The 23,017-nt window shown below is 65.8% G+C and carries 28 protein-coding genes; 11 read left to right on the top strand and 17 right to left on the bottom strand.

Features of this window, described 5'->3' with window-relative positions; all coding sequences use genetic code 11:
* Positions 1 to 46: 46 nt before the first annotated feature.
* Genes FHS50_RS09730 through ispG form a run of 3 tightly spaced genes read right to left on the bottom strand, consistent with a single transcriptional unit; the run spans position 47 to position 2,642 of the window.
* Positions 47 to 943 (bottom strand): DMT family transporter, encoded by an 897-nt coding sequence (locus FHS50_RS09730; RefSeq protein WP_183934244.1) that lies wholly within the window; start codon positions 941 to 943, stop codon positions 47 to 49.
* Positions 944 to 975: 32 nt separating this feature from the next.
* The gene (locus tag FHS50_RS09725; RefSeq protein WP_183934243.1) at positions 976 to 1,518 is read right to left on the bottom strand and encodes a thioredoxin family protein; all 543 of its coding nucleotides are present in this window, start codon (positions 1,516 to 1,518) and stop codon (positions 976 to 978) included.
* On the bottom strand, positions 1,515 to 2,642 hold the full coding sequence (gene ispG, locus FHS50_RS09720) for a flavodoxin-dependent (E)-4-hydroxy-3-methylbut-2-enyl-diphosphate synthase (RefSeq protein WP_183934242.1): 1,128 nt from the start codon (positions 2,640 to 2,642) through the stop codon (positions 1,515 to 1,517). Before ispG ends, FHS50_RS09725 begins: the two co-directional genes overlap by 4 nt.
* 112 nt (positions 2,643 to 2,754) lie before the next feature.
* Between ispG and FHS50_RS09715 the strand changes: the two genes are divergently transcribed.
* Both FHS50_RS09715 and FHS50_RS09710 read left to right on the top strand, forming a co-directional pair.
* On the top strand, positions 2,755 to 3,816 hold the full coding sequence (locus tag FHS50_RS09715) for an isoaspartyl peptidase/L-asparaginase family protein (protein ID WP_183934241.1): 1,062 nt from the start codon (positions 2,755 to 2,757) through the stop codon (positions 3,814 to 3,816).
* Positions 3,813 to 4,697, top strand: a complete 885-nt coding sequence (locus FHS50_RS09710) for a S1/P1 nuclease (protein WP_183934240.1) — start codon at positions 3,813 to 3,815, stop codon at positions 4,695 to 4,697. The genes FHS50_RS09715 and FHS50_RS09710 overlap by 4 nt, the downstream gene beginning before the upstream one ends.
* Before the next feature lie 7 nt (positions 4,698 to 4,704).
* Here the strand turns inward: FHS50_RS09710 and FHS50_RS09705 are convergent, their stop codons facing one another.
* From FHS50_RS09705 to FHS50_RS09695, 3 genes are read right to left on the bottom strand one after another with little or no spacing between them, the layout of a single operon-like run.
* Positions 4,705 to 4,971: a hypothetical protein gene (locus FHS50_RS09705; RefSeq protein ID WP_183934239.1), complete on the bottom strand. Its 267-nt coding sequence runs from the start codon at positions 4,969 to 4,971 to the stop codon at positions 4,705 to 4,707.
* Complete coding sequence (locus FHS50_RS09700) at positions 4,968 to 5,171, bottom strand: type II toxin-antitoxin system antitoxin (RefSeq protein ID WP_183934238.1); 204 nt, start codon at positions 5,169 to 5,171, stop codon at positions 4,968 to 4,970. Before FHS50_RS09700 ends, FHS50_RS09705 begins: the two co-directional genes overlap by 4 nt.
* A 20-nt stretch (positions 5,172 to 5,191) precedes the next feature.
* On the bottom strand, positions 5,192 to 6,091 hold the full coding sequence (locus FHS50_RS09695; RefSeq protein ID WP_183934237.1) for an SPFH domain-containing protein: 900 nt from the start codon (positions 6,089 to 6,091) through the stop codon (positions 5,192 to 5,194).
* 110 nt (positions 6,092 to 6,201) lie between these two features.
* Between FHS50_RS09695 and FHS50_RS09690 the strand changes: the two genes are divergently transcribed.
* The gene (locus FHS50_RS09690; protein WP_246333116.1) at positions 6,202 to 7,113 is read left to right on the top strand and encodes an isoaspartyl peptidase/L-asparaginase family protein; all 912 of its coding nucleotides are present in this window, start codon (positions 6,202 to 6,204) and stop codon (positions 7,111 to 7,113) included.
* Here FHS50_RS09690 and FHS50_RS09685 read toward each other — a convergent pair.
* Genes FHS50_RS09685 through FHS50_RS09660 form a run of 6 tightly spaced genes read right to left on the bottom strand, consistent with a single transcriptional unit; the run spans position 7,077 to position 11,024 of the window.
* The gene (locus FHS50_RS09685; protein ID WP_183934235.1) at positions 7,077 to 8,228 is read right to left on the bottom strand and encodes a GNAT family N-acetyltransferase; all 1,152 of its coding nucleotides are present in this window, start codon (positions 8,226 to 8,228) and stop codon (positions 7,077 to 7,079) included. The two genes, FHS50_RS09690 and FHS50_RS09685, sit on opposite strands and share 37 nt — an antisense overlap.
* Positions 8,209 to 8,931, bottom strand: coding sequence for a glycerophosphodiester phosphodiesterase family protein (locus FHS50_RS09680; RefSeq protein ID WP_183934234.1), 723 nt, complete (start codon positions 8,929 to 8,931; stop codon positions 8,209 to 8,211). The genes FHS50_RS09685 and FHS50_RS09680 overlap by 20 nt, the downstream gene beginning before the upstream one ends.
* Positions 8,906 to 9,367 (bottom strand): RidA family protein, encoded by a 462-nt coding sequence (locus tag FHS50_RS09675; RefSeq protein ID WP_183934233.1) that lies wholly within the window; start codon positions 9,365 to 9,367, stop codon positions 8,906 to 8,908. Before FHS50_RS09675 ends, FHS50_RS09680 begins: the two co-directional genes overlap by 26 nt.
* A gap of 33 nt (positions 9,368 to 9,400) precedes the next feature.
* Positions 9,401 to 10,150, bottom strand: a complete 750-nt coding sequence (locus tag FHS50_RS09670; RefSeq protein WP_183934232.1) for an SDR family NAD(P)-dependent oxidoreductase — start codon at positions 10,148 to 10,150, stop codon at positions 9,401 to 9,403.
* Entirely contained in the window at positions 10,147 to 10,761 is a 615-nt protein-coding gene (locus tag FHS50_RS09665) for an HAD family hydrolase (protein WP_183934231.1), read from the bottom strand. Before FHS50_RS09665 ends, FHS50_RS09670 begins: the two co-directional genes overlap by 4 nt.
* Positions 10,758 to 11,024 (bottom strand): DUF3572 family protein, encoded by a 267-nt coding sequence (locus tag FHS50_RS09660; RefSeq protein ID WP_183934230.1) that lies wholly within the window; start codon positions 11,022 to 11,024, stop codon positions 10,758 to 10,760. Before FHS50_RS09660 ends, FHS50_RS09665 begins: the two co-directional genes overlap by 4 nt.
* A gap of 40 nt (positions 11,025 to 11,064) precedes the next feature.
* Here FHS50_RS09660 and FHS50_RS09655 point away from each other — a divergent pair, with 40 nt between their 5' ends.
* Entirely contained in the window at positions 11,065 to 11,460 is a 396-nt protein-coding gene (locus FHS50_RS09655; protein WP_183934229.1) for a response regulator, read from the top strand.
* A gap of 45 nt (positions 11,461 to 11,505) precedes the next feature.
* Here the strand turns inward: FHS50_RS09655 and rpmG are convergent, their stop codons facing one another.
* A complete protein-coding gene (gene rpmG, locus FHS50_RS09650) occupies positions 11,506 to 11,673 on the bottom strand; it encodes a 50S ribosomal protein L33 (protein WP_183934228.1) in 168 nt (55 codons plus the stop codon).
* Between the two features lie 190 nt (positions 11,674 to 11,863).
* Here rpmG and FHS50_RS09645 point away from each other — a divergent pair, with 190 nt between their 5' ends.
* Positions 11,864 to 12,361, top strand: coding sequence for a Dps family protein (locus tag FHS50_RS09645; RefSeq protein ID WP_183934227.1), 498 nt, complete (start codon positions 11,864 to 11,866; stop codon positions 12,359 to 12,361).
* A 53-nt stretch (positions 12,362 to 12,414) separates the two neighbouring features.
* Complete coding sequence (locus tag FHS50_RS09640) at positions 12,415 to 14,001, top strand: cisplatin damage response ATP-dependent DNA ligase (RefSeq protein WP_183934226.1); 1,587 nt, start codon at positions 12,415 to 12,417, stop codon at positions 13,999 to 14,001.
* Here the strand turns inward: FHS50_RS09640 and FHS50_RS09635 are convergent.
* Entirely contained in the window at positions 13,998 to 14,528 is a 531-nt protein-coding gene (locus tag FHS50_RS09635; RefSeq protein ID WP_183934225.1) for a GNAT family N-acetyltransferase, read from the bottom strand. The two genes, FHS50_RS09640 and FHS50_RS09635, sit on opposite strands and share 4 nt — an antisense overlap.
* Before the next feature lie 60 nt (positions 14,529 to 14,588).
* Positions 14,589 to 15,392, bottom strand: coding sequence for a cold-shock protein (locus tag FHS50_RS10800; protein WP_183934224.1), 804 nt, complete (start codon positions 15,390 to 15,392; stop codon positions 14,589 to 14,591).
* A 212-nt stretch (positions 15,393 to 15,604) separates the two neighbouring features.
* On the opposite strand from FHS50_RS10800, the gene FHS50_RS09625 reads away from it, so the two are divergent.
* From FHS50_RS09625 to rpoN, 5 genes are read left to right on the top strand one after another with little or no spacing between them, the layout of a single operon-like run.
* Entirely contained in the window at positions 15,605 to 16,225 is a 621-nt protein-coding gene (locus FHS50_RS09625; protein WP_183934223.1) for a ribonuclease D, read from the top strand.
* Positions 16,226 to 16,864 carry an LPS export ABC transporter periplasmic protein LptC gene (gene lptC / locus FHS50_RS09620; RefSeq protein WP_183934222.1) on the top strand — a complete coding sequence of 213 codons (639 nt, stop codon included), beginning with the start codon at positions 16,226 to 16,228 and terminating at the stop codon, positions 16,862 to 16,864. It abuts the gene before it with no gap.
* Positions 16,861 to 17,397, top strand: a complete 537-nt coding sequence (locus FHS50_RS09615) for an LptA/OstA family protein (RefSeq protein ID WP_246333115.1) — start codon at positions 16,861 to 16,863, stop codon at positions 17,395 to 17,397. The genes lptC and FHS50_RS09615 overlap by 4 nt, the downstream gene beginning before the upstream one ends.
* Positions 17,397 to 18,179, top strand: coding sequence for an LPS export ABC transporter ATP-binding protein (lptB, locus tag FHS50_RS09610; RefSeq protein WP_183934221.1), 783 nt, complete (start codon positions 17,397 to 17,399; stop codon positions 18,177 to 18,179). The genes FHS50_RS09615 and lptB overlap by 1 nt, the downstream gene beginning before the upstream one ends.
* Positions 18,180 to 18,189: 10 nt before the next feature.
* Positions 18,190 to 19,626 carry an RNA polymerase factor sigma-54 gene (rpoN, locus tag FHS50_RS09605; RefSeq protein ID WP_183934220.1) on the top strand — a complete coding sequence of 479 codons (1,437 nt, stop codon included), beginning with the start codon at positions 18,190 to 18,192 and terminating at the stop codon, positions 19,624 to 19,626.
* On the opposite strand, the gene FHS50_RS09600 is transcribed toward rpoN, so the two are convergent.
* Positions 19,623 to 20,384, bottom strand: a complete 762-nt coding sequence (locus FHS50_RS09600; protein WP_183934219.1) for an endonuclease/exonuclease/phosphatase family protein — start codon at positions 20,382 to 20,384, stop codon at positions 19,623 to 19,625. The genes rpoN and FHS50_RS09600 overlap by 4 nt on opposite strands.
* A gap of 10 nt (positions 20,385 to 20,394) precedes the next feature.
* Entirely contained in the window at positions 20,395 to 22,833 is a 2,439-nt protein-coding gene (gene gyrB, locus FHS50_RS09595; protein WP_183934218.1) for a DNA topoisomerase (ATP-hydrolyzing) subunit B, read from the bottom strand.
* Positions 22,834 to 23,017 lie beyond the last annotated feature (184 nt).

Genomic DNA, 23,017 nt, shown 5'->3' with positions numbered 1-23,017 from the left:
GCCGGAAACAAGCGGTGCAAGCGTCACAACTTGTCACAAGGAAAGATCAGGCGGCTTCCATCGCATGATCGACGCGGCGGGTGCGCGCGGCGATCCAGCAGCCGGTGACGATTGCCACCGCGCCCGCCATTGTCCAGGGCGAGGGGATTTCGCCAAAGACGAGGAAGCCGATGAAGGCCGCCCAGATGAAGCCCGAATATTCGGACGAGGAAAGATAGGCGGCTTCGCCATGGGCATAGGCCCAGGCCAATCCGAGCATTCCGGCGATCGAGAGCAATGTCGCGATGACCAGCGTTCCCGCCGATTCCTGCGGGAAGGGCGGCAGGCCGGTGAAGAGATTGACGATCCAGAAGCCGAGGCCCGCCACCGCGAAATAGAAAAAGGCGATTTCCCACGGCCCCGCCGACTGCGACTGGCGTCGCATGAGAAGGATGTTGAGTGCATAGAGGCAGGCCGAGCCGAGGATCGAGAGGCTGCCGAGCATCGCGTCGCGCCCGAGATCGGCCTGCGCCTGCCCTGCGAAAATGGTGAGCACGCCCGCGAAGGCGAGCAGCGAGCCCGCGACGATGCGCGGGCCGACCCGTTCACCGAGGATCGGGCCTGCCAGCACCAGAGCGAGAAGCGGCGCGATGAAAGCCAGCGCGATCGCCTGTGCCATCGGGACGCGGTTCAGACCCCAGAAGAAAGCGATGCTCATCGGGACCATCAGCACCCCGCGCATCCAGTGATAGCGAAGCGCGGTGCGGCCGGGCGGGCCCTTGCGCAGCCAGAAATAGATCATGCCGACGAGCGGAGCGGCGATGAGCGCGCGCCACGACAGCGCCGCGAGTGCGCCATGTTCGAGCCCGACCTTCTTCATCGCGGCATCCATCCCCGAGAGGAAGCCGACCGCGAGAATCGCGACCAGATAGGCAAGGAGAGGCGAGATGCGCTGCATGGCCATCCGCTACTCCGGCCCTTGCACCCTGTCGAGTGTCAGCGCAGGCGATGAGCGAGGAGAAAATCGCGGATGTCGCCCGGATCGCGGCTGGCCGCATCGGTCCAGCCGATGACGTCCTCGGGCGGGTTCAAGAGTTCGCCCTCCGCCGAGAGGATGAAGAGATTGGGGGTGCCTTCGAGCCGTTCGACCCCGAAGCGGCGCGCGACATGGAGATTGTGGACATCCTCCTCGCGCGGGCGACCGGCATCGACATAGACCAATTCGAAATGCTCCTCGATCAACGAGGCCATGTCGGGGGTTTCGAACAGTCCTGCGAGGCCGCGGCTGTCGTGGCACCAATTGGCACCCATCACGAGAAGGACATGGGTGCCGCGCCGCGACGCGCGGGCGAGCGCGGCATCGACCGCGGCCATCGCGTCGGCATGGGCGTCGAAGGGGCGCGCCTCGGGATGCGCGGGCGCGTGGCTTTCGGCTGCGGGCGGGGCTTCCTTCGGCGGCGCGTAAGCGGGGGTGAGCGCCCAATCGATCGCGCCGATCCCGACCAGCGCGACGAGCGCGGTGGGAAGAAGATTGTTCATTCGGCGGCGACGAAGGCCGAGGCTTCGCCCGCCTCGATCTCGGCGGCCTTGGCCTCGACCAGTCGGACGATATGGTCGATCATGTCCTCATCCTGCACATGATGGTCGGTCACGCCCGACAGATAGACCATATGCTTGCCATTGCCCCCGCCGGTGATGCCGATGTCGGTTTCGCGCGCTTCGCCCGGCCCGTTGACCACGCAGCCGAGCACTGAGAGGCTCATCGGGGTCTTGATATGCTGGAGCCGCTCCTCGAGCGTCTGGACGGTGCGGATGACATCGAAGCCCTGCCGCGCGCAGCTCGGGCAGCTGACGACGCGGACACCGCGCGCACGGATGCCGAGCGTCTTGAGGATTTCATAGCCGACGCGCACCTCTTCCTCGGGTTCGGCCGAGAGCGAGACGCGGATCGTGTCGCCGATCCCCGCCCAGAGCAGCGAGCCCATCCCCACCGCGCTCTTGACCGTGCCGCCGATGAGGCCCCCTGCCTCGGTGATGCCGAGATGGAGCGGGCAATCGACCTGCGAGGCCAGTTCGGAATAGGCCGCGACCGCGAGGAACACGTCGCTGGCCTTCACCGCGACCTTGTAGTCGCGGAAGCCATGATCCTCGAGGATGCGGATATGGTCCATCGCGCTTTCGACCAGCGCCTCGGGGCAGGGTTCACCATATTTTTCAAGCAGATCCTTTTCGAGGCTGCCGGCATTGACCCCGATGCGGATCGCGCAGCCATTGGCGCGCGCCGCGGCGACGACTTCCTTCACCCGCTCATCCGAGCCGATATTGCCGGGATTGATGCGCAGGCAGGCCGCGCCCGCATCGGCAGCCTCGAGCGCGCGCTTGTAGTGGAAATGGATGTCGGCGACGATCGGCACATGGGCGGCCTGAACGATGCGGCCCAGCGCCGCGGTCGAGGCGGTGTCGGGGCAGGAGACGCGGATGATGTCCGCCCCCGCTTCCTCGCAGCGGTGGATCTGGTCGATGGTCGCCGGTGCATCGCTGGTCGGCGTGTTGGTCATGGTCTGCACGCTGATCGGGGCATCGCCGCCCACGGCGACATTGCCCACCATGATCTGGCGGCTCTTGCGGCGCTCGATGGTGCGCCAGGGACGGATTGCGGACATGGGGGCCAATATAGGGAGGCTTGGGCGGGAACTAAAGCCGTTCCTCGCGGGGGCGCCCGGACAGGGCATTTGGCGGGGTGCAAAGGTGGGAGCATCGCGATAGAAGAAGACCATGCAGATCCTGTCCTGGCTGATTGCCGCGCTTTTCGCCCTTGCCACCCTGCCCCAGACCGCCCTTGCCGAGGAGGGGCAATGGTCGATCGTCATCCATGGCGGTGCGGGGACGATCAAGCGCGACGCGATGACGCCTGAGAAGGATGCCGAGATCCGCGCCGCGCTCGACCGCGCGCTCGATGCCGGGTCGGAAGTTCTGGCGGCGGGCGGTTCCTCGCTCGATGCGGTGACCGCCGCGATCACGGTTCTCGAGGACGATCCCAATTTCAACGCCGGCAAGGGCGCGGTCTTCACCTGGGAGGAGACCAATTCGCTCGATGCCTCGATCATGCGCGGCGATACGCTCGAAGCCGGGGCGGTGGCGGGAGCCTCGACGACCCGCAATCCCATTCTGCTTGCGCGCAAGGTGATGGAGGAGAGCCCCCATGTCCTCCTGTCGGGCGAAGGCGCGGACCAGTTCGCGCGGGACCAGGGGCTGAAGCAGGTGAAGCCCGACTATTTCTTCACCCAGCACCGCTTCGATTCGCTCAAGCGGCACAAGGCGCGCGCCAAGCGGCGCGAAAAGGTCAGCCAGCTCGACGATGACGGCAAGTTCGGCACCGTGGGCGCGGTGGCGATCGACCGCGACGGCGTGATCTCGGCGGGTACCTCGACCGGGGGAATGACCGGCAAGCGCTGGGGACGCATCGGGGACAGCCCGATCATCGGGGCGGGCACCTATGCCAATGCGAAATGCGGGCTGTCGGCGACGGGCTCGGGCGAATATTTCATCCGGCTGGCGGTCGCCTATCGGGTGTGCAGCCAATTGGAGCGCATCGAGCGCGAGGTGAGCGAGGAAGCGGGCTCGATGGCGAGCCGTCCGGGCCTTGCGGCACAGGTCGCGCAGCTGGCCGCCGACAAGGCGATTACCGAGGTGGGCGAGCTGGGCGGATCGGGAGGCGTCATCCTGTTGGCGCCCGACGGCACGCCGGTCTGGGCCTTCGACACGCCCGGAATGTATCGCGGCAAGGCGACGAGCGACGGCCAGCGGCAGGTCGCGATCTACGGGGACGAGGAATGATGCGCTGGCTGGCGGGATTGCTGGCCGCGCTGGGCTTGGCCTTCGCGGCGCCGGCGACGGCCTATTGGGAATATGGGCATGGCGTGGTGGCGCGGATCGCCCTCGACAATGTCCGGCCCGAGACCCGCGCCGAGATCCGCCGCCTGATGGCGCAGGACGAACTTTTGCAGACGCCGACCTGCCGGATCGCGAGCATCGAGGATGCGGCCTATTGGCCCGACTGCATCAAGCGGCTGGGCGATCGCTATGCCTATGCCTTTTCCTGGCACTATCAGAATGTGAATATCTGCGAGCCGTTCGACCTTTCGGGGCCGTGCAAGGACGGCAATTGCGTCGCGGCGCAGATCGAGCGCAACGCCCGGCTGCTCGCCGACCGGGAATTGCCGACGCGGGCGCGGGTGGAGGCGCTGGCCTTCCTCCTGCATTTCGTGGGCGATCTGCACCAGCCGATGCATGCCGGGGACAAGGGCGACCTTGGAGGTAACCGGGTCGATGCCCATTATGGCCATATCAAGGGCACCAATCTCCATGCCATCTGGGACGGCTATCTTGCCGAGCGGGCGATCTCGACGCCGCCGGGCGGGGCGGAGGGTCTTCTGTCGGGCTATCACGCCGAAGAGATCGCGGCGATGGCAGGTGGCAATGTGGTCGATTGGAGCCGCGAGATGTGGGCGGTGGCGCGCGACCATGCCTATCCGAGCCTTCTCGACCGCGATCCTTGCGCGGGGGACGTCGAGGAAGCGGCGACCTTGAGCGAAGAGGATGTCGATAGGCTGATCCCGGTGGCGCGCGAATCGGTAGTGAAAGGCGGGCTGCGGCTGGCGCGGCTGCTTGACGAAGCGATCGTCGAGGGCAAGGCGCCGCCGTTCCGCCGCTTCTAGGGCGTTCCTACCAGCTGTCCTTGTTCTTTCCCCAGCGCCAGCGCCAGGCGCCGCCCCTCGTGGTGCGCGAGGCGATCAGCACGAACAGCAAGGTGAGCGGGACGAGGATCGCGAGGAAGGCGATGAGCGAGCGTTCGGCGAGGAAGATGCCCGACAGGATCGCGACCAGCGCATAGCCGAGGAGCAGTGCCCAGCCCTGCCAGGCGCAGGGCAGGCCCGCGCCCCAGCCATAGCGTTTGGCATGAAACCATTCGGGGCCTTCGTGGTGGGTCATTCCTTGTCCTTCGGCGGGCGGCCGCGGCGCGGCGCGGCGCCGGGCGGCTTGAGCTTGACGCCGCGATCGTGGAGCGCTTCGCGAAGGAGGATCTCCACCTGCGCATTGGCCGAGCGCAATTCGGTCGCGGCGAGCCGTTCGACCGCCGACCAGAGGTCGGGATCGACGCGGAGGGGAAAGGCTTTCCGGGCCTTGGCCATCGGAAATCTTCTCCTGTCGCTCAGGTGTAGAGGCTGCCGGCGTTGACGACGGGTTGCGTGTCGCGTTCCCCGCACAGCACCACCATCAGGTTCGATACCATCGCGGCGCGCCGTTCGTCATCCAGTTCAACGACATCCTTTTCGGACAGTTCCTCCAAAGCCATCTCGACCATGCCGACCGCGCCGTGAACGAGCGTCTGGCGCGCGGCGACCACGGCCTGCGCCTGCTGGCGGCGGAGCATCGCGCCGGCGATCTCGCGGGCATAGGCCAGATGGGTGAAGCCGCATTCGTCGACGGTGATCCCGGCGACCGCGAGGCGAGCGCGGATCTCGCGCTTCAACTCGATGCCCACCTCTTCGAGATGGCCGCGCAGGGTGATGTCTTCCTGGTCGAAATCGTCATAGGGGTAGCGCGCGCCCACGGTGCGGATCGCGGCTTCGACCTGGACGCGGACGAATTCCTTGTAATCGTCGACGTCGAACAGGGTCTGGGCGGTATCGACCACGCGATAGACGATCTGCGCCGCCATCTCGATCGGGTTGCCGCGAAGATCGTTCACCTTGATCGTGTCGGAAATGAAATTGTTGGCGCGCACCGAGACCTTGGTGCGCATCATCCACGGCCATACCCAGCGCAGGCCCGTGGTGCGGTCGGTGCCGCGATAGTCGCCGAACAGGGTGATCGCCGCGGCCTGGTTGGGCTGGAGCATGTAGAAACCCGCCGCGACCAGAACGAGGAGGATCGGCACCGCAATGACCAGCGCGATCATCGCCCCCTCGCCATTGCGGACGAGGTGGAGCACGCCGAAGACCTGCACCGCGGCGAGCAGCAGCAGGACGAGCAGCATCGGATAGCCGCTATAGGTATGGGCTTCGCGTTCCTTGCTGGCCGCGAGACCGAGGACATGGGTGTCGGTCATTTCACTTTCTCCCTTAATTGATATCATATTTATATCTTTATGATCGCAGGGTCAAGCGGATTGGATTTCGGATGCCCCATCGGCTAGGGGCCAAGGCCATGTGGTCCCTGATGATACATGGCGGCGCCGGTTCGATGCGCCCCGGAAGCCTCGATCCCGAGATGGAGAAGGCCGCGCATGACGGCCTTGGCGATGCGCTCGACGCGGGCGAGCAAGTGCTTGCCAAGGGCGGGAGCGCGATCGACGCGGTCGAAGCCGCGGCGCGCGCGATGGAAGAGGATCCCGCCTTCAATGCCGGGCGCGGAAGCGTGCTCGCGCATGACGGCCATGTCGAATGCGACGCCGCAATCATGGAAGGCGCCGAGCGGCGCGCCGGGGCGGTCGCCGGACTGCGCACCACGCGTGCGCCGATCAGCGCGGCGCGCGCGGTGATGGAAAAGAGCCCCCATGTCCTGATGGGACGTGGCGGTGCCGAGGAATTCGCGCTCGAACAGGGACTGGAGCAGGTGCCCAACACCTGGTTCGTCACCCCCGAGCGGCGGCGCCAGCTCGACGAGCTTCTCGCGCGCGGGTCGGAGGCGTTCGACGCCGAGATCAAATATGGCACCATCGGCGCAGTCGCGGTCGATGAGGCGGGCCATGTCGCCGCTGCCACCTCGACCGGCGGGCTGACCGCCAAGAGATGGGGCCGGATCGGCGATTCGCCGCTGATCGGAGCGGGCACCTATGCCGACGACCGCGCCGCCGCGGTTTCGGCGACGGGCCTCGGCGAAGTGTTCATCCGTGCGGCTGCCGCGCATGAGGTCTGCGCGCGGATGCGGTTCTGCAACGAGGATCTGCAAAGCGCGCTCGACGCGGTGCTCGCCGAGATCGGCGCGATGGGGGGCACCGGGGGCATGATCGCGGTCGCCCCCTCGGGCGAAGCGGCCTGGAGCTTCACCACGCCCGGAATGTATCGCGCGCGCTGCGATGCGCGCGGCACGCGTCAGGTGGCGATGTTCGACAGCACTTCGGAGCGGTAGGGCAGAAGATCGAGATAATAGCGGCGCTCGGCGGCGACCGCGCGCCTTTCGCCCTCGATGAAGCGGGCCACCGCCTCGGCAAAGTCGGGGTGCGGGAGATAATGGGCCGAGCGGGTGATCACCGGTTCATAGCCGCGCGCCACCTTATGTTCGCCCTGCGCGCCGGCCTGCACGGTCTGGAGGCCATTTTCGATCGCCCATTCGATCGCGCGATAGTAGCTCAACTCGAAATGGAGGAAGGGGCGATGTTCGAGCGCCCCCCAATAGCGGCCATAAAGCGTGTCCTGGCCGACGAGGTTGAGCGCGCCCGCGATGGGCTCCCCGTCGCGGCAGGCGAGAAACATCAGCAAGCGGTCGCCCAGCCTTTCGACCATCGCGTCGAAGAAGGCGCGGGTGAGATAGGGATGCCCCCATTTGCGCGCGCCCGTATCCTGGTAGAAGCGCCACATCGCATCCGCCGCTTCGGGGCCGATCTCATCGCCGCGCAGCGTGCGGATCTCGAGCCCTTCGCAAGCGGTCCGCCGTTCCTTGCGGATCGCCTTGCGCTTGCGGCTGGTGAGCGCGGCGAGGAAATCGTCGAAGCTGTGATAGCCATGGTTGCGCCAATGGAATTGCAGCCCTTCGCGCACCAGCCAGCCGCGCTCCTCGAAGACCTGCACATCCTCTTCCTCGCAAAAGGTCGCGTGCACCGAACTCAACCCGTTCTGCCGGGCGACGCCTTCCATCGCCCCGACGAGAATTGCGCGATTCTCTCCGAGGAGGCGCGGGCCCGGGCAGGGAGTGAAGGGAATCGCGACGAGAAGCTTGGGATAATATTCGCCGCCCGCGCGATGCCAGGCATCGGCCCAGCCATGGTCGAACACATATTCGCCCTGGCTGTGCGCCTTGAGATAGGCAGGCGCCGCGCCGATCAGCCGGTCGCCGCGATGCAGCGTGAGGTGAAGCGGGCTCCAGCCGCTTGTCCCGCCCACGCTTCCCGATTCTTCGAGAAGCCGGAGGAAAGCGTGCGAGAGGAAGGGATCGCCCTTTCCCGCGAGCGCGTCCCAGCTGTCCGCATCCACATCGGCGATCGCGCCTTCGAGGCGGGCGTGGATGTCAGGGGCCTGGTCGGCCATCGCCTTCCCAGATGGTGGCATCGACATGGCGTGCAAGGCGCCGCGCCTCGGCGCCGGTGCGCGCGGTCCAGCCGTAGAGCGGGGCATCTTCGCGCATTTTCTGTGCCCAGGGCTGGTGCGCGACGCTCACCTTTACCGCGGTGAACTGGGGTCGCGAGCGGCGGATCTTGTCCCAGCGGCGGAGCGGCACGTCGCGCCCCGAAAGCACCAGTCCGCGCCGCACCTCGGGCGCGACCTTGCGGATGAAGGCCATCGCGCGGGCCGAAAAGCTCATCAGCCCGACCGGGCCGTCATAGTCGCGCATCGCCGCGAGGGTTGCCGCCGCGATCCGCTCGCCATTGCGGCCTTCCTCCTTCATTTCGAGAAGCAGCGGAACGCGGCCCGCCACCAGATCGAGCATCGCGGCCAGCGTGGGAACGGTCTCCTCGGTGCCGAGCAGCGACCAGCCCGCCATTTCCTCCGCGCTCGAATTCGCCACCACGTCGGGGCGCGCGCACAGGCGGCGACCATCGCGATCGTGGAAGACCATCGCGGTGCCGCAGCCCGACAATTGGAGATCGCATTCGATGCCAAGCCCCAGGTCGATCGCGGCGCGGAAGGAAGCGAGCGAATTTTCCGGGACACCCGGCCCGTGCAGGCCCCGGTGGCAGAAACCCCCGGGGCCGGGATCGAGTGGATCAGTCGCGGACCTTGACGATCGCATCGACTTCGACCGCGACGCCCAGCGGCAGCGTGTTGACGCCGACCGCCGAACGGGCGTGGCGACCCGCGTCGCCGAACGCCAGCTGCATGAGGTCCGATGCGCCGTTGACCACCTTGGGCTGGTCAGTGAAGTCGGGCGTGGAATTGACGAAGCCGCCGAGCTTCACGATGCGCTCGACCCGGTCGAGCGAGCCCAGCGCCTTCTTCATCTGGGCAATCAGCATCACCCCGCAGCGTTCGGCCGCGGCCTGGCCTTCGGCGACGTCGAGATCCTTGCCCAGCGTGCCGGTGATGAGACTGCCTTCCTCGTCCATCGAGATCTGGCCCGAGATGTGGAGGAGGCCGCCCGCTTCGACCGCGGGAAGATAGGAAGCGACCGGCACGGCGGGCGCCGGAAGGGTGATGCCATGTTCGGCGAGTTTTTCTTCAATGGTCATGGCGCTCGTCCTGCGCGCGGAGCCCCGTCGCCGTCAAGCGCCGCGATGGACCGTGAAGCCCGCGAAACTCTGGCTGGTGGGCATGAGCTCGAGGCGGTTGATATTGAGGTGCGGGGGCCGTGTCGCGGCCCAGTGGATCGTCTCGGCGATGTCCTCGGCGGTCATCGGCTCCATGTCGGCATAGAGCGCCTCGGAAGCCTGGCGGTCGCCCTCGGTGCGAACGAGGGTGAATTCGGTCTCGACCATGCCGGGCTCGATCGAGGTGACGCGCACTCCGGTGCCCGACAGGTCCGAGCGCAGCGACAGGCTGAACTGGGTCAGGAAGGCCTTGGTCGCGCCATAGACCGCGCCGCCGCGATAGGGATAGCTGCCCGCCACCGAAGCGAGATTGATGATCGCGCCCTTGCGCTCGATGAGGGTGGGCAGGAGATGGCGGGTGAGCACGATCAGCCCGTCCATGTTGGTGCGCATCGCGTTGAGCTGTTTTTCGAGATCCGCGTCCTGGAAATCGTCCATCGGGGGCGCGAGGCCGGCATTGTTGACGAGAAGGTCGATGCCCGCGAAGCGTTCGGGAAGCTGGCGCACCACGCGGCCGAGATCAGCAAGATCGCGCATGTCGCTGGTCACCGGGTGGAAGGGGTCGCCGAGATCGCTTGCGAGCGCGTCGAGACGGTCCTGCCGCCGGCCCGTCCCGACCACTTGCCAGCCGTCCTCGAGGAAGCGCCTTGCGGTGGCTTCGCCGATGCCCGCGGTGACGCCGGTGATGAACAGGGTGCGGGTCATGCAGTCTCCAGTCTTTCGAGCAGCCATGGAAGCGCTCCGTCCCAATGATCGATGCGGACATGGGCATGTTCGGCATCGGGGACCGCGGGCGCGAGGCGGGGTTCGGCGACCATGTGCAGCCGCCAGGTCTCGGGAGCGTGCTTCGCTACCGAGCGATGGTGGATCGGCAGATCGTCGACGAAGGCCGTGGCGCGCGGGCCGTGGCGGGCGATGATGTCGCGTGCGGGGCGGCCCTTGCCGCCGCGGTTGCAGATCACTTCGTGGCGGATGCCATGGCGTTCGAGCTGCGCCACGCGCCAGGGATGCGCTTCATCGCCGATGTTGGTGAGGATGACGATGTCGGCGACTTCCCCGATTCGGCCGAGCGCCTCGACCGCGCCGGGCACGACGGTCTGGCGGTCCATCTCGCCGCGGAAGAATTGATCGAGCAGCGGCCAGACCTCGCTTTCGGGGACCGGTTCGCCGGTGGCGCGATAGGTCATCGAGCCGCCGAAGCTGCCGGTTTCGAAGGCGAAGTGAATGCCATGGGCTTCGGACAGCCAGGCATCGAAATGGGCGACCATGTGCAAAAGCACTTCGTCGCAGTCGGTGATGAGGAGCGGGCGCTTCATGCCTCGAGCGCCTGGCGCGCGGCGACCAGCTGCGCGGGATCGACGTCGAGGTCGGCGGCGACCGCGAGAAGGTCGGGTTCGTGGCTTTCGAGGAAAGCGAGCATCTGCGCGAGGAGCGCGGGCTCTCCCAGGTGGGCGCGCAGGCCTTCGGCGTCGAGGCCGGTGAGCGCGAGCAGCCGCTCGGCGCGCCGCTCGTCGGCGAGCGTGGCGGCGAGCGCCCGGAGCGCCAGGACCGGAGGATCATTTGTACTATCGCGCGTCATCGCCTATTCGCCGCCTTATCGAGCAGGGGAAATGCATTCCATGGCCAAGATCATGGTTGTCGAGGACAACGCGTTGAACATCAAGTTGTTCTGCGACTTGCTCACTGCGCATGGCCATGAAGCCACCGGGGTGATGGACAGCCGCGAGGCGATGGAAACCGCGCTCAGGATCGAGCCCGACCTCGTCATCACCGACATCCAGCTTCCCTATCTCGACGGGATCGAGCTGATGGGGCTCTTGAAGGGCGAGGAAAAGCTTGCCCATGTGCCGATCATGGCGGTGACCGCCTATGCGGGCGAAGGCGATGACGAGCGGATCCGCAATGCGGGTGCGGCGGCCTATCTCGAAAAGCCGATCTCGGTGGCGCGCTTTGCCGAGACGGTGGCGCGCCTGTTGGAAGAAACAGGAGCCCCGAACGAAGACGGGACCCACTAGGGGTCCCGCCGATTCGGCCCGAGGCCAAGGTGTCGAAAGACCGGCTTACTTGATCTTCGCTTCCTTGAAATCCACATGCTTGCGCACGACCGGATCATATTTGCGCTGCACCATCTTTTCGGTGATGTTGCGCGGATTCTTCTTCGTCACGTAGAAAAAGCCGGTGTCGGCGGTGCTGACGAGCTTGATCTTGACGGTTGCCGGTTTGGCCATCGGTCAGGTCCCAAAATTGCGGTAATACAAGAAGAGCGGCACGCAAGGAGCCGCCCCGGTCGGCGGCTCTTTGGCGGTGGAGGGGCGCTTTGTCAAGTCAGCGAGCCGATTAGAGCCATGAAGATAATGCCTCGAACCATCGCGGCGGGGGTTCGTTGGGGTGATGAACCCCAGCAATCAAGAGGATTTCATGACCGACGTTGCCGAGAAACTGGCCACCCCCACCGATCTGAAGAGCAATGACATCAAGGATGTCGGCGACGGGCTCAACCGCCTGCTGGCCGACAGCTATGCGCTCTATCTCAAGACCAAGAATTTCCACTGGCACGTCTCGGGACCGCATTTTCGCGACTATCACCTGCTGTTCGACGAGCAGGCCGCGGCGATTCTCGGGACCACCGATGCGATCGCCGAGCGGGTGCGCAAGACCGGCGGCACCACGCTGCGGTCGATCGGCGATGTCTCGCGCCGCCAGACGATCAGCGACAATGACAAGGATTATGTGAGCGCCGCCGACATGCTTGCCGAGCTGCGCGACGACAATCTGGCGATGGTCGAATCGCTGCGCGAGCTGAAAGACATTGCCGACGAGGCGAGGGACCATGCCACCAGCGCGGTGATCGACGAATGGATCGATGCCGCCGAAGAGCGGGCCTGGTTCCTGTTCGAAGCCGCGCAGAAGGGCTGAAGCGGTGAGAAGCGGGCGGGAGCCAAAGCGCCCGGCGAGCCGTTGATGCGGCGATGCGTGCCTTCTCCCGCCTTCTCGACGACCTCACCTACACGCGGTCGCGCAACGCCAAGCTGCGGCTGATCGGCGATTATCTGAAGTCGGCGCCCGATCCCGACCGGGGAATCGCGCTCGCCGCGCTGACGGGGCAAGTCGACATTCCCCATGTGAAGCCCGCGGTGATCCGCCGCCTCGCCGAGGAGCGGATCGATCCCGTCCTCTACAAGATGAGCCGCGACTATGTCGGCGATTCGGCCGAGACGCTGTCACTTCTCTGGGACGATGCTGCCGACGGGCGTCCCGAAGTGGACGATGGGACGCTGGGGCTGGGCGAAGCGGTCGAGCGGCTGAAAGCGGCGAGCCGGTCCGAGGCCCCTGCCCTTCTTGCCGAGATGCTCGACCATCTCGATGCCTCGGGGCGCTATGCGCTGATCAAGGTCGCCACCGGCGCCTTGCGCGTGGGCGTGTCGGCTCGGCTCGCCAAGCAGGCACTCGCCGATGCCTTCGGGCTGGAGGTCGATGCGGTCGAGGAAGTGTGGCACGCGATGGAGCCGCCCTTCACTGACCTGTTCGCCTGGGCCGAGGGTCGCGCCGAGCCGCCCGATGTCGCCGAACTGCCGGTGTTCCGCCCCTTCATGCTGGCCCATCCGCTCGAGGACGAGAAGCGCATCGACCTTCGCGACTATGCCGCCGAGTGGAAATGGGACGGGATCCGCGTCCAGATCGTGCGCGCGGGCGGGGAAACCCGGCTCTACAGCCGCACGGGCGACGATATCGGGCACAGCTTTCCCGATGTCTGTGAGGCATTCGACCGCGACGGGGTGGTCGATGGCGAATTGTTGGTGCGCGGCGCCGAACAGGGCGGGCAGGCCGGCAGTTTCAATGCGCTCCAGCAGCGCCTGGGACGCAAGAATGTGAGCGCGAAGATGCAGCGCGACTTTCCCGCCTTCGTCCGGCTCTACGACATCTTGTTCGAGGGCAGCGAGGACCAGCGCGAGCAGGCCTGGGAAAGACGGCGCGAACGGCTCGAGAAATTCGTTCCCACGCTCGACGATGCGCGGTTCGACCTGTCGCAATTGATCGAGGCCGACAGTTTCGATGCGCTGGGCGAGATGCGCGATGCCGCGCGCGACAGCGGCGTCGAGGGACTGATGCTCAAGCGGCGCGACAGCCCCTATGTCGCGGGGCGGCGAACGGGGCTGTGGTACAAATGGAAGCGCGATCCGCTCAATGCCGATTGCGTGATGATGTATGCCCAGCGCGGGTCGGGCAAACGCTCTTCCTATTTTTCCGACTATACCTTCGGCTGCTGGACCGAGGAGGGCGAGCTTCTGCCCGTGGGCAAGGCCTATTTCGGGTTCACCGACGAGGAATTGAAGCGGCTCGACCGTTTCGTCCGGCGCAACACCATCAACCGCTTCGGGCCGGTGCGCGAAGTCGAGAAAAGCCTCGTTCTCGAAGTGGCGTTCGATTCGATCCACCTGTCGGCGCGCCACAAGTCGGGACTGGCGATGCGCTTTCCGCGCATCAGCCGCATCCGCGACGACAAGCCCGCCGAGGAAGCCGACCGCATCGAGACCTTGCGCCGGATGGTGACCTAGAGCGGCTTTTCGAACAGGGCGAAGACAAGATCGTCGCGCTTGGGCAGGCCGAAGCGCGGATCATGCATCGGGAAAGGCGCGGTCCCGCCGGTGGCGCGATAGCCGCGCCGTTCATACCAGGCGATGAGGTCGGTGCGCTGGGCGATGACCTGCATTTCCATCACCTTGGCGCCCTGTTGGCGCGCGAAATCCTCGGCGGCGTCGAGCAACTGCTTTCCAAGGCCCGCGCCCTGCATGCGGGGATCGACCGTGAGCATCCCGAAATAGAAGCGGTCCCTGCCCTTGTCGGCGAGCGCGATGCAGCCGCACAGGCGCTGCCCGTCGCGCGCGACGAGCATGGTCTGGGCGGGGTCGGCAAGCAGGTCGGCCAGGGCTTCGGGATCGGTGCGCTGGCCGCCGAGCAGGTCGGCTTCATGCGTCCAGCCGCGCCGCGCGCTGTCGCCCCGATAGGCCGATTCGATGAGCGCGTGGAGCGAGTCGCGATCGGCGGGAGTGGCAGGGTCGATGGTGATCACGCGTTTGTCCATGACAAGCAAAAGCCCGCCCGGCAATGCCGGACGGGCTCCTTGCGTGATTCGCGCTCGGCCTTAGCTGGCCGGCTTGAGATTCACCGCGGCATATTTGCCGCGCTGGTCGACTTCGAGATCGAATTCGAACCGGTCGCCCTCGTTGATCGTGGGGATGCCGGCACGTTCGACTGCCGAGATATGCACGAAGGCATCGGGCTGTCCGTCATCGCGCTGGATGAAGCCGAAGCCCTTCATCGCGTTGAAGAACTTGACCGTGCCGGTCGCGGTTTCGCCGGTCAGCTCGCGCTTGTTGAAGCCGCCGCCGGCAGGAGCGCCGCCGCCCCGTTCGACCTGCATCGGCTCACCCTCGATCCGGAGATCGGTGGCCGACACGCGACCGCCGCGATCGACGAGCGTGAATTCGACCGGCTGGCCGTCGGCGAGATCGGTGAGACCCGCAGCTTCGACCGCCGAGATGTGCACGAAGACATCTTCGCCGCCATCGTCACGGACGATGAAGCCGAAGCCCTTCTGCGGATTGAAGAATTTGACGGTGCCCTTGCCTTCGCCAACGACCTGCGGAGGCATTCCGCCACCGCCGCCGCCGCGGTATCCACCGCCGCCGCCGCGATAACCGCCGCCGCCGCCACCGCCGCCGCGATAGCCACCGCCACCGCCGCCGCCATAGTCGCCGCCACGATCCTGATAGCCGCCGCCGCCGGGGCCGCCACGGTCACCATAACCGCCGCCACCGCCGCCGCCGAAACCGCCGCGATCCGAAAATCCGCCGCGATCCTGGTAGCTGTCTTCTCCGAAAAACCCGTCCCGCTTGTCACGACCGCGACCGCCGCGGTCGCCTTTACGCCCTCTATCGAAACCCATGCCCGTCCAAACTTCTTCGCTCCTAAAACCCATTGCGCGATCGGGCCGGAGTCGAAAGCCCTAGAATCGCCCGTGGCACGGCAAAATCCGCGCGCACCAGCGTGGTCATACAGGAAAAAGCGGAGTTATCCTAGTGATTCCTCGGACAGCTTCTGGCAAGGCAGGGGGCGAGAGGCTATGGCCTCGCACGCGCATCAGCATAAGGAGTACCCATGGCCGTCCATTTCCACGAAGAAGACCTGCCCCGGGCCGACATGTTCGGCGACGGCCCGATCGCGGTCGATACCGAGGCGATGGGACTGCTGCCGGGGCGCGACCGGCTGTGCCTGGTGCAGCTTTCCGACGGCGGGCCCGACGAGCACCTCGTGCGCTTTTCGCCCGACAGCGACTATGATGCGCCCAATCTGAAAGCGCTGCTGGGCGATCCCAATCGCCTCAAGCTCTACCATTTCGCGCGTTTCGACATCGCCATCATGGAAGCCTATCTGGGCGTGATGGCGGCGCCCCTGTTCTGCACCCGCACCGCGAGCCGGCTGGTGCGCACCTATACCGATCGCCATGGCCTCAAGGAGCTGGTCAAGGAAATCCTCGGCAAGGATATCTCCAAGCAGCAGCAGAGCTCCGACTGGGGCGGGCCCGAGCTTTCTGACGCGCAGCGCGAATATGCCGCGAGCGACGTGCGCTTTCTCCATGAACTCAAGGCCGAACTCGAAAAGCGGCTCGAGCGCGAACAGCGCACCGAGCTGGCGCAGGCCTGTTTCGACTTCCTGCCCTTCCGGGCGCGGCTCGACCTTGCCGGGTGGGACGAGGTCGACATTTTCGCGCATAGCTAGATGAGCGAAACCGCCCGCCGCGAACGCGCGATCAAGCGGCGCTGGGCCGAGCCCGGCAGCCGCCACGACCATGTCGTGCGGTTGATGAAATGGGGATTGCCCGCGGCGGGGCTGATCCTTCTCGCCATCCTGCTGTTCGCGCCCTTGTCCGAGCGCGGCGATGTCAGCTTCATCCTCGACAAGAAGGATGTCGAGCAGGCGCCCGAGCGGATGCGAGTCGAGAAAGCGCGCTATACCGGCGAGGACAACAAGGGCCAGCTGTTCACCATCGTCGCCGACGAAGCGCTCCAGCAGTCGAGCAAGGTGCCGATCGTCGCCATCGAGGGCATGGCGGCGCGGCTCAATCTCGAGCGCGGGCCGCTGGTCGTGCGCGCCGACCAGGGGCTTTACGACATCGACGCCAAGCGAGTGAAAATCATCGGCGGCATCCGCGTGCGCGGGCCCGACGGCTACCGGCTCGATACCAGCGACGTGATCGTCGATCTCGGCGAACGGCGGCTGTGGAGCCAGGATCGCGTCACCGGAGCGATGCGGCTCGGCGAGTTCAGCGCCGGGGGAATGACCGCCGACCTCGGCGAGCGCACGGTCAGTCTCGAGGGACGTGCGACCTTGAAAATCCGGCAAGGGGGCGTCAGATGAGCAATATGCATGCCAAATCTCTCCTGGCCGCCGCCGCGCTGAGCCTTGTCGCGGGTGCGGGGGCCATGGCCGCCACGCAGGAACGCGGGTCCGCGCTGGCGGGGCATGACATCAACGCGCCCGTCGATGTCGCCGCCGACCGGATCGAGGTGCAGGACCGCGAGGACCGGGCGCTGTTCGTGGGCAATGTGGTGGTTCGCCAAGCGGGCCTTACGCTCACGACCGAGCGGCTGCGGATCGCTTATTCGAGCGGGCAGGGAATCGAGATCGACCGGCTCGACGCCTCGGGCGGGGTGACGGTGCGCAGCGCCAAGGAAACCGCGCGGGGCGATTTTGCCGTTTATGATCTCGACCGGTCGATCATCACCATGGTCGGCAATGTCCGGCTCGCGCAGGGGCGCAGCGAACTGATGGGTTCGCGACTCACCATCGACCTCAAGTCGGGGCGCGCGGTGATGGACGGCGGGCCTGCGGGCGTCGAACGGGAAGGTGGCCGTGTGCGGGGACGCTTCACGGTGCCGCAGCGCAACTGATGGCCGACGTCGAGGAGCAGGTGCGCACCGACCTGTCGGACGTGCCCGAGGAAGTCGAGACCCGCGGACTGCAGGTCAAGTCAATCGCCAAGAGCTATGACAAGAAAGTGGTCCTCAAGGACGTGTCGATGGCAGTGGCGCGCGGCGAGGTGGTCGGGCTGCTCGGCCCCAATGGCGCGGGCAAGACGACGAGCTTCTATTCGGTGATGGGGCTGGTGCGCCCCGATGCCGGGCGCATCATTCTCGACGGGCGCGACATTACCGATCTTCCCATGTACCGGCGCGCGATCCTGGGGCTGGGTTACCTGCCGCAGGAAACGAGCATTTTTCGCGGGCTGACGGTCGAGCAGAATATCCTCTCGGTGCTCGAGATTTCGGAGCCGGTGCGCGATGCGCGCGAGGCGCGGCTCGAGCAGCTTCTCGATGAATTCGGGCTGACGGGGCTTCGCGACAGTCCGGCGATGGCGTTGTCGGGGGGCGAGCGGCGGCGCTGCGAGATCGCGCGCGCGCTGGCGGCCGATCCCACCATCATGCTGCTCGACGAGCCCTTCGCGGGGATCGATCCCCTGTCGATCAGCGATATCCGCGACCTCATCCGCGAGCTCAAGAATCGCGATATCGGGGTGCTGATCACCGACCATAATGTGCGCGAGACGCTCGATATCGTCGATCGGGCCTGCATCATCTATGACGGGCAGGTGCTGTTCCAGGGCACCCCGCAGGCGCTGGTCGCCGATGCCGAGGTGCGGCGTCTTTATCTGGGCGAAAGCTTCGCCCTCTAGAGGCACGGTCATGGCCCTCGGACCACGCCTCGATATCCGTCAGACCCAGTCGCTGGTCATGACCCAGCAATTGCAGCAGGCGATCAAGCTGCTTGCGCTGTCGAGCGTCGAGGTCGAGCAGGTGATTGCCGAGGAGCTGGCGAAGAATCCGCTTCTCGAAGTCGAGCGCGGCGACCGCGACGAGGAGCCCGCCGCGCCCGAGGTAGAGCCAGGCGATCCCGACCAGGTCGATAGCGTCGAGCATTTTGGCGAGGGCGACGAGGCGCTCGACTGGGATGCCGAGGCCGCCGCGCGCGAGACCGACAGCCTGCCCGACCTGCCGATGGGCGAGGCAGCCGAGGCGTTCGATTTCGACCGGCTCGAATATAAGCCGCACAGCCTTTCCGAACATCTTCTCGACCAACTGGCGGGGACGCCCGGGCGGCTGGGGCAGATCGCCGAGACGATCGTCAACGAACTCAGGGAAACGGGCTATCTCGAAACCCCGCTGCGCGAGATCGCCTCGGCTTTCTCGGTCGAGATCGAGGAAGCCGAAAAAGCGCTCGAACTGGTGCAGTCGCTCGATCCGCCGGGGGTGGGAGCGCGCTCGCTGGCCGAATGCCTGGCGCTGCAGGCCAAGGCGGCCGACCGCTACGATCCCGCGATGGCGCGGCTGATCGACAATCTCGACTATCTCGCCAAGGGGCGGATGGCCGATCTGAAGCGCATCTGCCGTGTCGACGAGGAGGATCTTGCCGACATGGTGCGCGAATTGCGCAGCTATGATCCCAAGCCCGGTTGCCAGTTTTCCGAGCGGCCCGCCGAGGATGTCGTGCCCGACGTTTTCGTCCGCGAAAGCGGCAAGGGGTGGAGCGTCGAACTCAACCAGGCGGCGCTGCCGAGGCTGCTGGTCAATCGCGAATATCATGCCGATTTGAAGGCGGGGGCGAGCGACAAGCAGAGCAAGGCCTGGCTGGCCGATCATCTCGCCAGCGCCAACTGGCTGGTGAAGGCGCTCGACCAGCGGGCGCAGACGATCGTGCGCACGGTGATCGAGATCGTGAAGCAGCAGGAAGGTTTTTTCCGCGAAGGCGTGGCGGCATTGAAGCCGCTGACGCTCGCCAAGGTCGCCGAGGCGATCGAGATGCATGAATCGACCGTGAGCCGCGTCACCTCGAACAAATATCTGCTGTGCGAGCGCGGGCTCTACGAGCTCAAATATTTCTTCGGCTCGGGGGTAGCCTCGGCCGATGGCGAGGAAGGCGCGGCTGCCGAGGCGGTCAAGGCGGCGATCAAGCAGTTGATCGACAACGAGGAGAAGATCCTCTCCGACGATGCGCTGGTCAAGCTTCTGAAGGAGCAGGGATTCGACCTCGCGCGGCGGACGGTCGCCAAATATCGCGAAGCGATGGGGATCGGTTCATCGGTGCAGCGCCGCCGCCAGCGCAAGATGGAGCGCGGTGCCTAGCGCTTGAGCCGCGCCCAGACGGGCAGATGGTCCGAGGCCTTGCGTGCCGCCGCGCTGCGGTGGACCCCCGATCGTTCGATCTCGAATGCCTTGTCGACGATGATGCGGTCGAGCGCGGCCATCGGCTTGCGGCTGTGGAAGCTCGGCCCGCAGTCGGCGAGGCGGAAGCGCCCCGAGAAAGCCGAGAAGCAGGGCGGGTCGGGACGCCAGTCGTTGCTGTCGCCCATCACGATGGTGGGCATGTGCGCATGGCGCGCCTCGATATGGGCGACGATGCGATCGACCTGTTTCTTGCGATAGAGGCCCGAGAGATCGAGATGCATCCCGATGATGCGCACCGGGCCGCTATCGACTTCCAGTTCGACCATCACCGCGCCGCGCGGTTCGAGCGTGGGCAGGTCGAGCGCCTCGGCATCGAGAATGCGCGTGCCCTTGCGGACGAGGATGGCATTGCCGTGCCAGCCGAGATTGCGGGTGTTGAGCCGCCCCATCATCGGCGCGGTCACCGGATGGTCGGGCAGGATGTCGAGCAGCTTGCCGTGCGAGACGTCGAAATCCACCGGCTGCCAATGGCCATGGTCGTCGATCAGTTCGTGCGGCACCGCCGCGCCGCGCGTTCCCACTCTTTTGTCGGCTTCCTGCAGCGCGATGATGTCGGCACCGATTTCCTCGAGCACCGACAGCACCCGTTCGGGGCGCCGCTTGCGATCGGTCCCGATCGCCTTGCGGATGTTGAAGGAAGCGACGGTGAGAGTCATCTCGCCCGGATCAGACGTCGAGGTTCGCCACGCTCAGCGCATTGTCCTGGATGAATTCGCGCCGCGGTTCGACCACGTCGCCCATCAGCCGGGTGAAGATCTCGTCGGCCACGTCGGCCTGGTCGATCTCGACCCTGAGGAGCGAACGGTTTTCCCGATCGAGCGTGGTTTCCCACAATTGTTCGGCATTCATTTCGCCCAGACCCTTGTAGCGCTGGATCGAGAGGCCGCGCCGTCCCGCCGCGAGCACCGCGTCGAGAAGCTCGCTCGGCCGCGTCACGAGAATGGGCTTGCGGTCGGATTCCTCGCCATCGGCCTTCAATGCCTTGAGGCTGGAGGGGGTGCGATAGGTGTCCGACTGTTCCTCGGCGAGGCGGTGCAGCTTGCGCGCCTCGGTCGAGCCGAGGAAATTATGGCCGATGCGCACCGCGTCGGTCACCCCGCGCCATTCGCGGCGCAACACCAGGTCGCCATCGTCGGCCATTTCGCCCGACCAGCTTGCCTCGCTGTCGCTGATCCCAAGCCATTTGGCGGTGTCGGCGGCGGCCGAAGCCCGCTCGGCATCGCTGGCGTCGGGCGTGAGCGCGCCGTTGATCGCCAGCGCCTCGATGATCGCGGGATCATATTTGCGCGGCGCATAGCCCATCAGCGTGCGGAAGCGGCGGGCGTGGTTGACGAGGCTGCGCAGATCCTCGCCGGTGCGGTCGCCATCGTCGGTGGCGAGCAGCAGCCCTTCGAGCCCCGCGTCGACCAGATAGTCGTCGAGCGCGGCATCGTCCTTGAGATAGACCTCGCTGCGCCCGCGCGCGACTTTGTAGAGCGGCGGCTGGGCGATGTAGAGATGCCCGCCCTCGATCAGCTCGGGCATCTGCCGGTAGAAGAAAGTCAGAAGAAGCGTGCGGATATGCGCGCCGTCGACGTCGGCGTCGGTCATGATGACGATCTTGTGGTAGCGCAGCTTCTCGAGGTTGAAGTCGTCGCGGCCGATGCCGGTGCCCAATGCCTGGATGAGCGTGCCGATTTCCTTCGAGCCGAGCATGCGGTCGAAGCGCGCGCGTTCGACGTTGAGGATCTTGCCCTTCAAAGGAAGGATCGCCTGCGTCTTGCGGTCGCGGCCCTGCTTGGCCGAGCCGCCTGCCGAATCGCCCTCGACGAGGAAGAGTTCGGCCTTGGCGGGATCGCGTTCCTGGCAGTCGGCCAGCTTGCCGGGCAGCGAGGCCACGGTCATCGCGCCCTTGCGGGTCATCTCGCGAGCCTTGCGCGCGGCTTCGCGCGCGGCGGCAGCGTCGATCACCTTCTGGATGACGTCCTTGGCGAGATTGGGATTTTCCTCGAGCCATTCGGCGAGCTTGTCGGCCATCAGGCTTTCCAAGGGCTGGCGCACCTCGGAGGACACCAGCTTATCTTTGGTCTGCGAGGAGAATTTGGGATCGGGCAGCTTCACCGAGACGATCGCGGTCAGGCCTTCGCGCATGTCGTCGCCGGTCAGGCTGACCTTCTGCTTTTTCAGAAGCCCGCTCTTGTCGGCATAGTTGTTAAGCGTGCGCGTCAGCGCCGAGCGGAAAGCGGCGAGATGGGTGCCGCCGTCGCGCTGCGGGATGTTGTTGGTGAAGCAGAGGACATTTTCATAATAGCTGTCGTTCCATTCGAGCGCGACCTCGATGCCGATGTCGTCGCGCTGTCCGGTGATCGCGATCGGATCGGGAAGGAGCGCGGTCTTGGCGCGGTCGAGCCACTGGACGAAGGCCGCGATGCCGCCTTCATAATACATCTCGACTTCGCGGGGTTCGTCATGGCGGGCGTCCATGAGCTGGATGCGCACGCCCGAGTTGAGAAAGGCGAGTTCGCGGAAGCGATGTTCGAGCCGTTCGAAATCGAATTCGACGATCTTGAAGGTCTGGGGGCTGGGCAGGAAGGTGACGCGGGTGCCCTTCTTGCCTTCGGCATCGCCGACGACCTTGAGGCTTTCGACCGCTTCGCCATGCTCGAAGCGCATCCAATGTTCCTTGCCGTCGCGCCAGATGGTGAGTTCGAGCCATTCGGACAGCGCGTTCACCACCGACACGCCGACGCCGTGCAGGCCGCCGGACACCTTGTAGGCATTTTCATCGGAGGTATTCTCGAACTTACCGCCGGCATGAAGCTGGGTCATGATGACCTCGGCGGCCGACACGCCCTCTTCCTTGTGCATGTCAGTGGGAATGCCGCGACCATTGTCTTCGACACTGACCGAACCGTCGGCATTGAGGACGATCAGCACCCGGTCGCAATGGCCCGCCAGAGCCTCGTCGATGGCATTGTCGCTGACTTCGAAAACCATGTGGTGAAGACCCGAACCATCGTCGGTGTCGCCGATATACATGCCCGGACGCTTGCGGACCGCGTCGAGGCCTTTCAGAACCTTGATGCTGTCGGCGCCATATTCATTCTTATTCTGTTCGTCAGCCATGAAACTTCTTCAACACTTTCAGTGATTTGAGGCAGTCAGCGCCGCGCCATGGGAAGGCGCGCTTCCACCCGGAGGATATAGGGAGCGCGGGCGGCATTTTCCATGGGTCCGACCATGGCAGAACGGGCCCTTGAAGCCAAGCTTTTTGGGGCGGATTGGAGGGCTGCGCAGCAGGGCGCCGGGA

The organism is Sphingomicrobium lutaoense, from assembly GCF_014195685.1.
In the GTDB taxonomy this organism is placed as follows: Bacteria; Pseudomonadota; Alphaproteobacteria; order Sphingomonadales; family Sphingomonadaceae; genus Sphingomicrobium; species Sphingomicrobium lutaoense.
This window is presented reverse-complemented; position numbering and strand designations above follow the sequence as displayed.

Coding starts and splice junctions, on each gene's coding strand:
- FHS50_RS09730 (WP_183934244.1), bottom strand. CDS start 943: ATGGCCATGCAGCGCATCTCGCCTCTCCTTGCCTATCTGGTCGCGATT.
- FHS50_RS09725 (WP_183934243.1), bottom strand. CDS start 1,518: ATGAACAATCTTCTTCCCACCGCGCTCGTCGCGCTGGTCGGGATCGGC.
- ispG (WP_183934242.1), bottom strand. CDS start 2,642: ATGTCCGCAATCCGTCCCTGGCGCACCATCGAGCGCCGCAAGAGCCGC.
- FHS50_RS09715 (WP_183934241.1), top strand. CDS start 2,755: ATGCAGATCCTGTCCTGGCTGATTGCCGCGCTTTTCGCCCTTGCCACC.
- FHS50_RS09710 (WP_183934240.1), top strand. CDS start 3,813: ATGATGCGCTGGCTGGCGGGATTGCTGGCCGCGCTGGGCTTGGCCTTC.
- FHS50_RS09705 (WP_183934239.1), bottom strand. CDS start 4,971: ATGACCCACCACGAAGGCCCCGAATGGTTTCATGCCAAACGCTATGGC.
- FHS50_RS09700 (WP_183934238.1), bottom strand. CDS start 5,171: ATGGCCAAGGCCCGGAAAGCCTTTCCCCTCCGCGTCGATCCCGACCTC.
- FHS50_RS09695 (WP_183934237.1), bottom strand. CDS start 6,091: ATGACCGACACCCATGTCCTCGGTCTCGCGGCCAGCAAGGAACGCGAA.
- FHS50_RS09690 (WP_246333116.1), top strand. CDS start 6,202: ATGATACATGGCGGCGCCGGTTCGATGCGCCCCGGAAGCCTCGATCCC.
- FHS50_RS09685 (WP_183934235.1), bottom strand. CDS start 8,228: ATGGCCGACCAGGCCCCTGACATCCACGCCCGCCTCGAAGGCGCGATC.
- FHS50_RS09680 (WP_183934234.1), bottom strand. CDS start 8,931: ATGCGATCGTCAAGGTCCGCGACTGATCCACTCGATCCCGGCCCCGGG.
- FHS50_RS09675 (WP_183934233.1), bottom strand. CDS start 9,367: ATGACCATTGAAGAAAAACTCGCCGAACATGGCATCACCCTTCCGGCG.
- FHS50_RS09670 (WP_183934232.1), bottom strand. CDS start 10,150: ATGACCCGCACCCTGTTCATCACCGGCGTCACCGCGGGCATCGGCGAA.
- FHS50_RS09665 (WP_183934231.1), bottom strand. CDS start 10,761: ATGAAGCGCCCGCTCCTCATCACCGACTGCGACGAAGTGCTTTTGCAC.
- FHS50_RS09660 (WP_183934230.1), bottom strand. CDS start 11,024: ATGACGCGCGATAGTACAAATGATCCTCCGGTCCTGGCGCTCCGGGCG.
- FHS50_RS09655 (WP_183934229.1), top strand. CDS start 11,065: ATGGCCAAGATCATGGTTGTCGAGGACAACGCGTTGAACATCAAGTTG.
- rpmG (WP_183934228.1), bottom strand. CDS start 11,673: ATGGCCAAACCGGCAACCGTCAAGATCAAGCTCGTCAGCACCGCCGAC.
- FHS50_RS09645 (WP_183934227.1), top strand. CDS start 11,864: ATGACCGACGTTGCCGAGAAACTGGCCACCCCCACCGATCTGAAGAGC.
- FHS50_RS09640 (WP_183934226.1), top strand. CDS start 12,415: ATGCGTGCCTTCTCCCGCCTTCTCGACGACCTCACCTACACGCGGTCG.
- FHS50_RS09635 (WP_183934225.1), bottom strand. CDS start 14,528: ATGGACAAACGCGTGATCACCATCGACCCTGCCACTCCCGCCGATCGC.
- FHS50_RS10800 (WP_183934224.1), bottom strand. CDS start 15,392: ATGGGTTTCGATAGAGGGCGTAAAGGCGACCGCGGCGGTCGCGGTCGT.
- FHS50_RS09625 (WP_183934223.1), top strand. CDS start 15,605: ATGGCCGTCCATTTCCACGAAGAAGACCTGCCCCGGGCCGACATGTTC.
- lptC (WP_183934222.1), top strand. CDS start 16,226: ATGAGCGAAACCGCCCGCCGCGAACGCGCGATCAAGCGGCGCTGGGCC.
- FHS50_RS09615 (WP_246333115.1), top strand. CDS start 16,861: ATGAGCAATATGCATGCCAAATCTCTCCTGGCCGCCGCCGCGCTGAGC.
- lptB (WP_183934221.1), top strand. CDS start 17,397: ATGGCCGACGTCGAGGAGCAGGTGCGCACCGACCTGTCGGACGTGCCC.
- rpoN (WP_183934220.1), top strand. CDS start 18,190: ATGGCCCTCGGACCACGCCTCGATATCCGTCAGACCCAGTCGCTGGTC.
- FHS50_RS09600 (WP_183934219.1), bottom strand. CDS start 20,384: ATGACTCTCACCGTCGCTTCCTTCAACATCCGCAAGGCGATCGGGACC.
- gyrB (WP_183934218.1), bottom strand. CDS start 22,833: ATGGCTGACGAACAGAATAAGAATGAATATGGCGCCGACAGCATCAAG.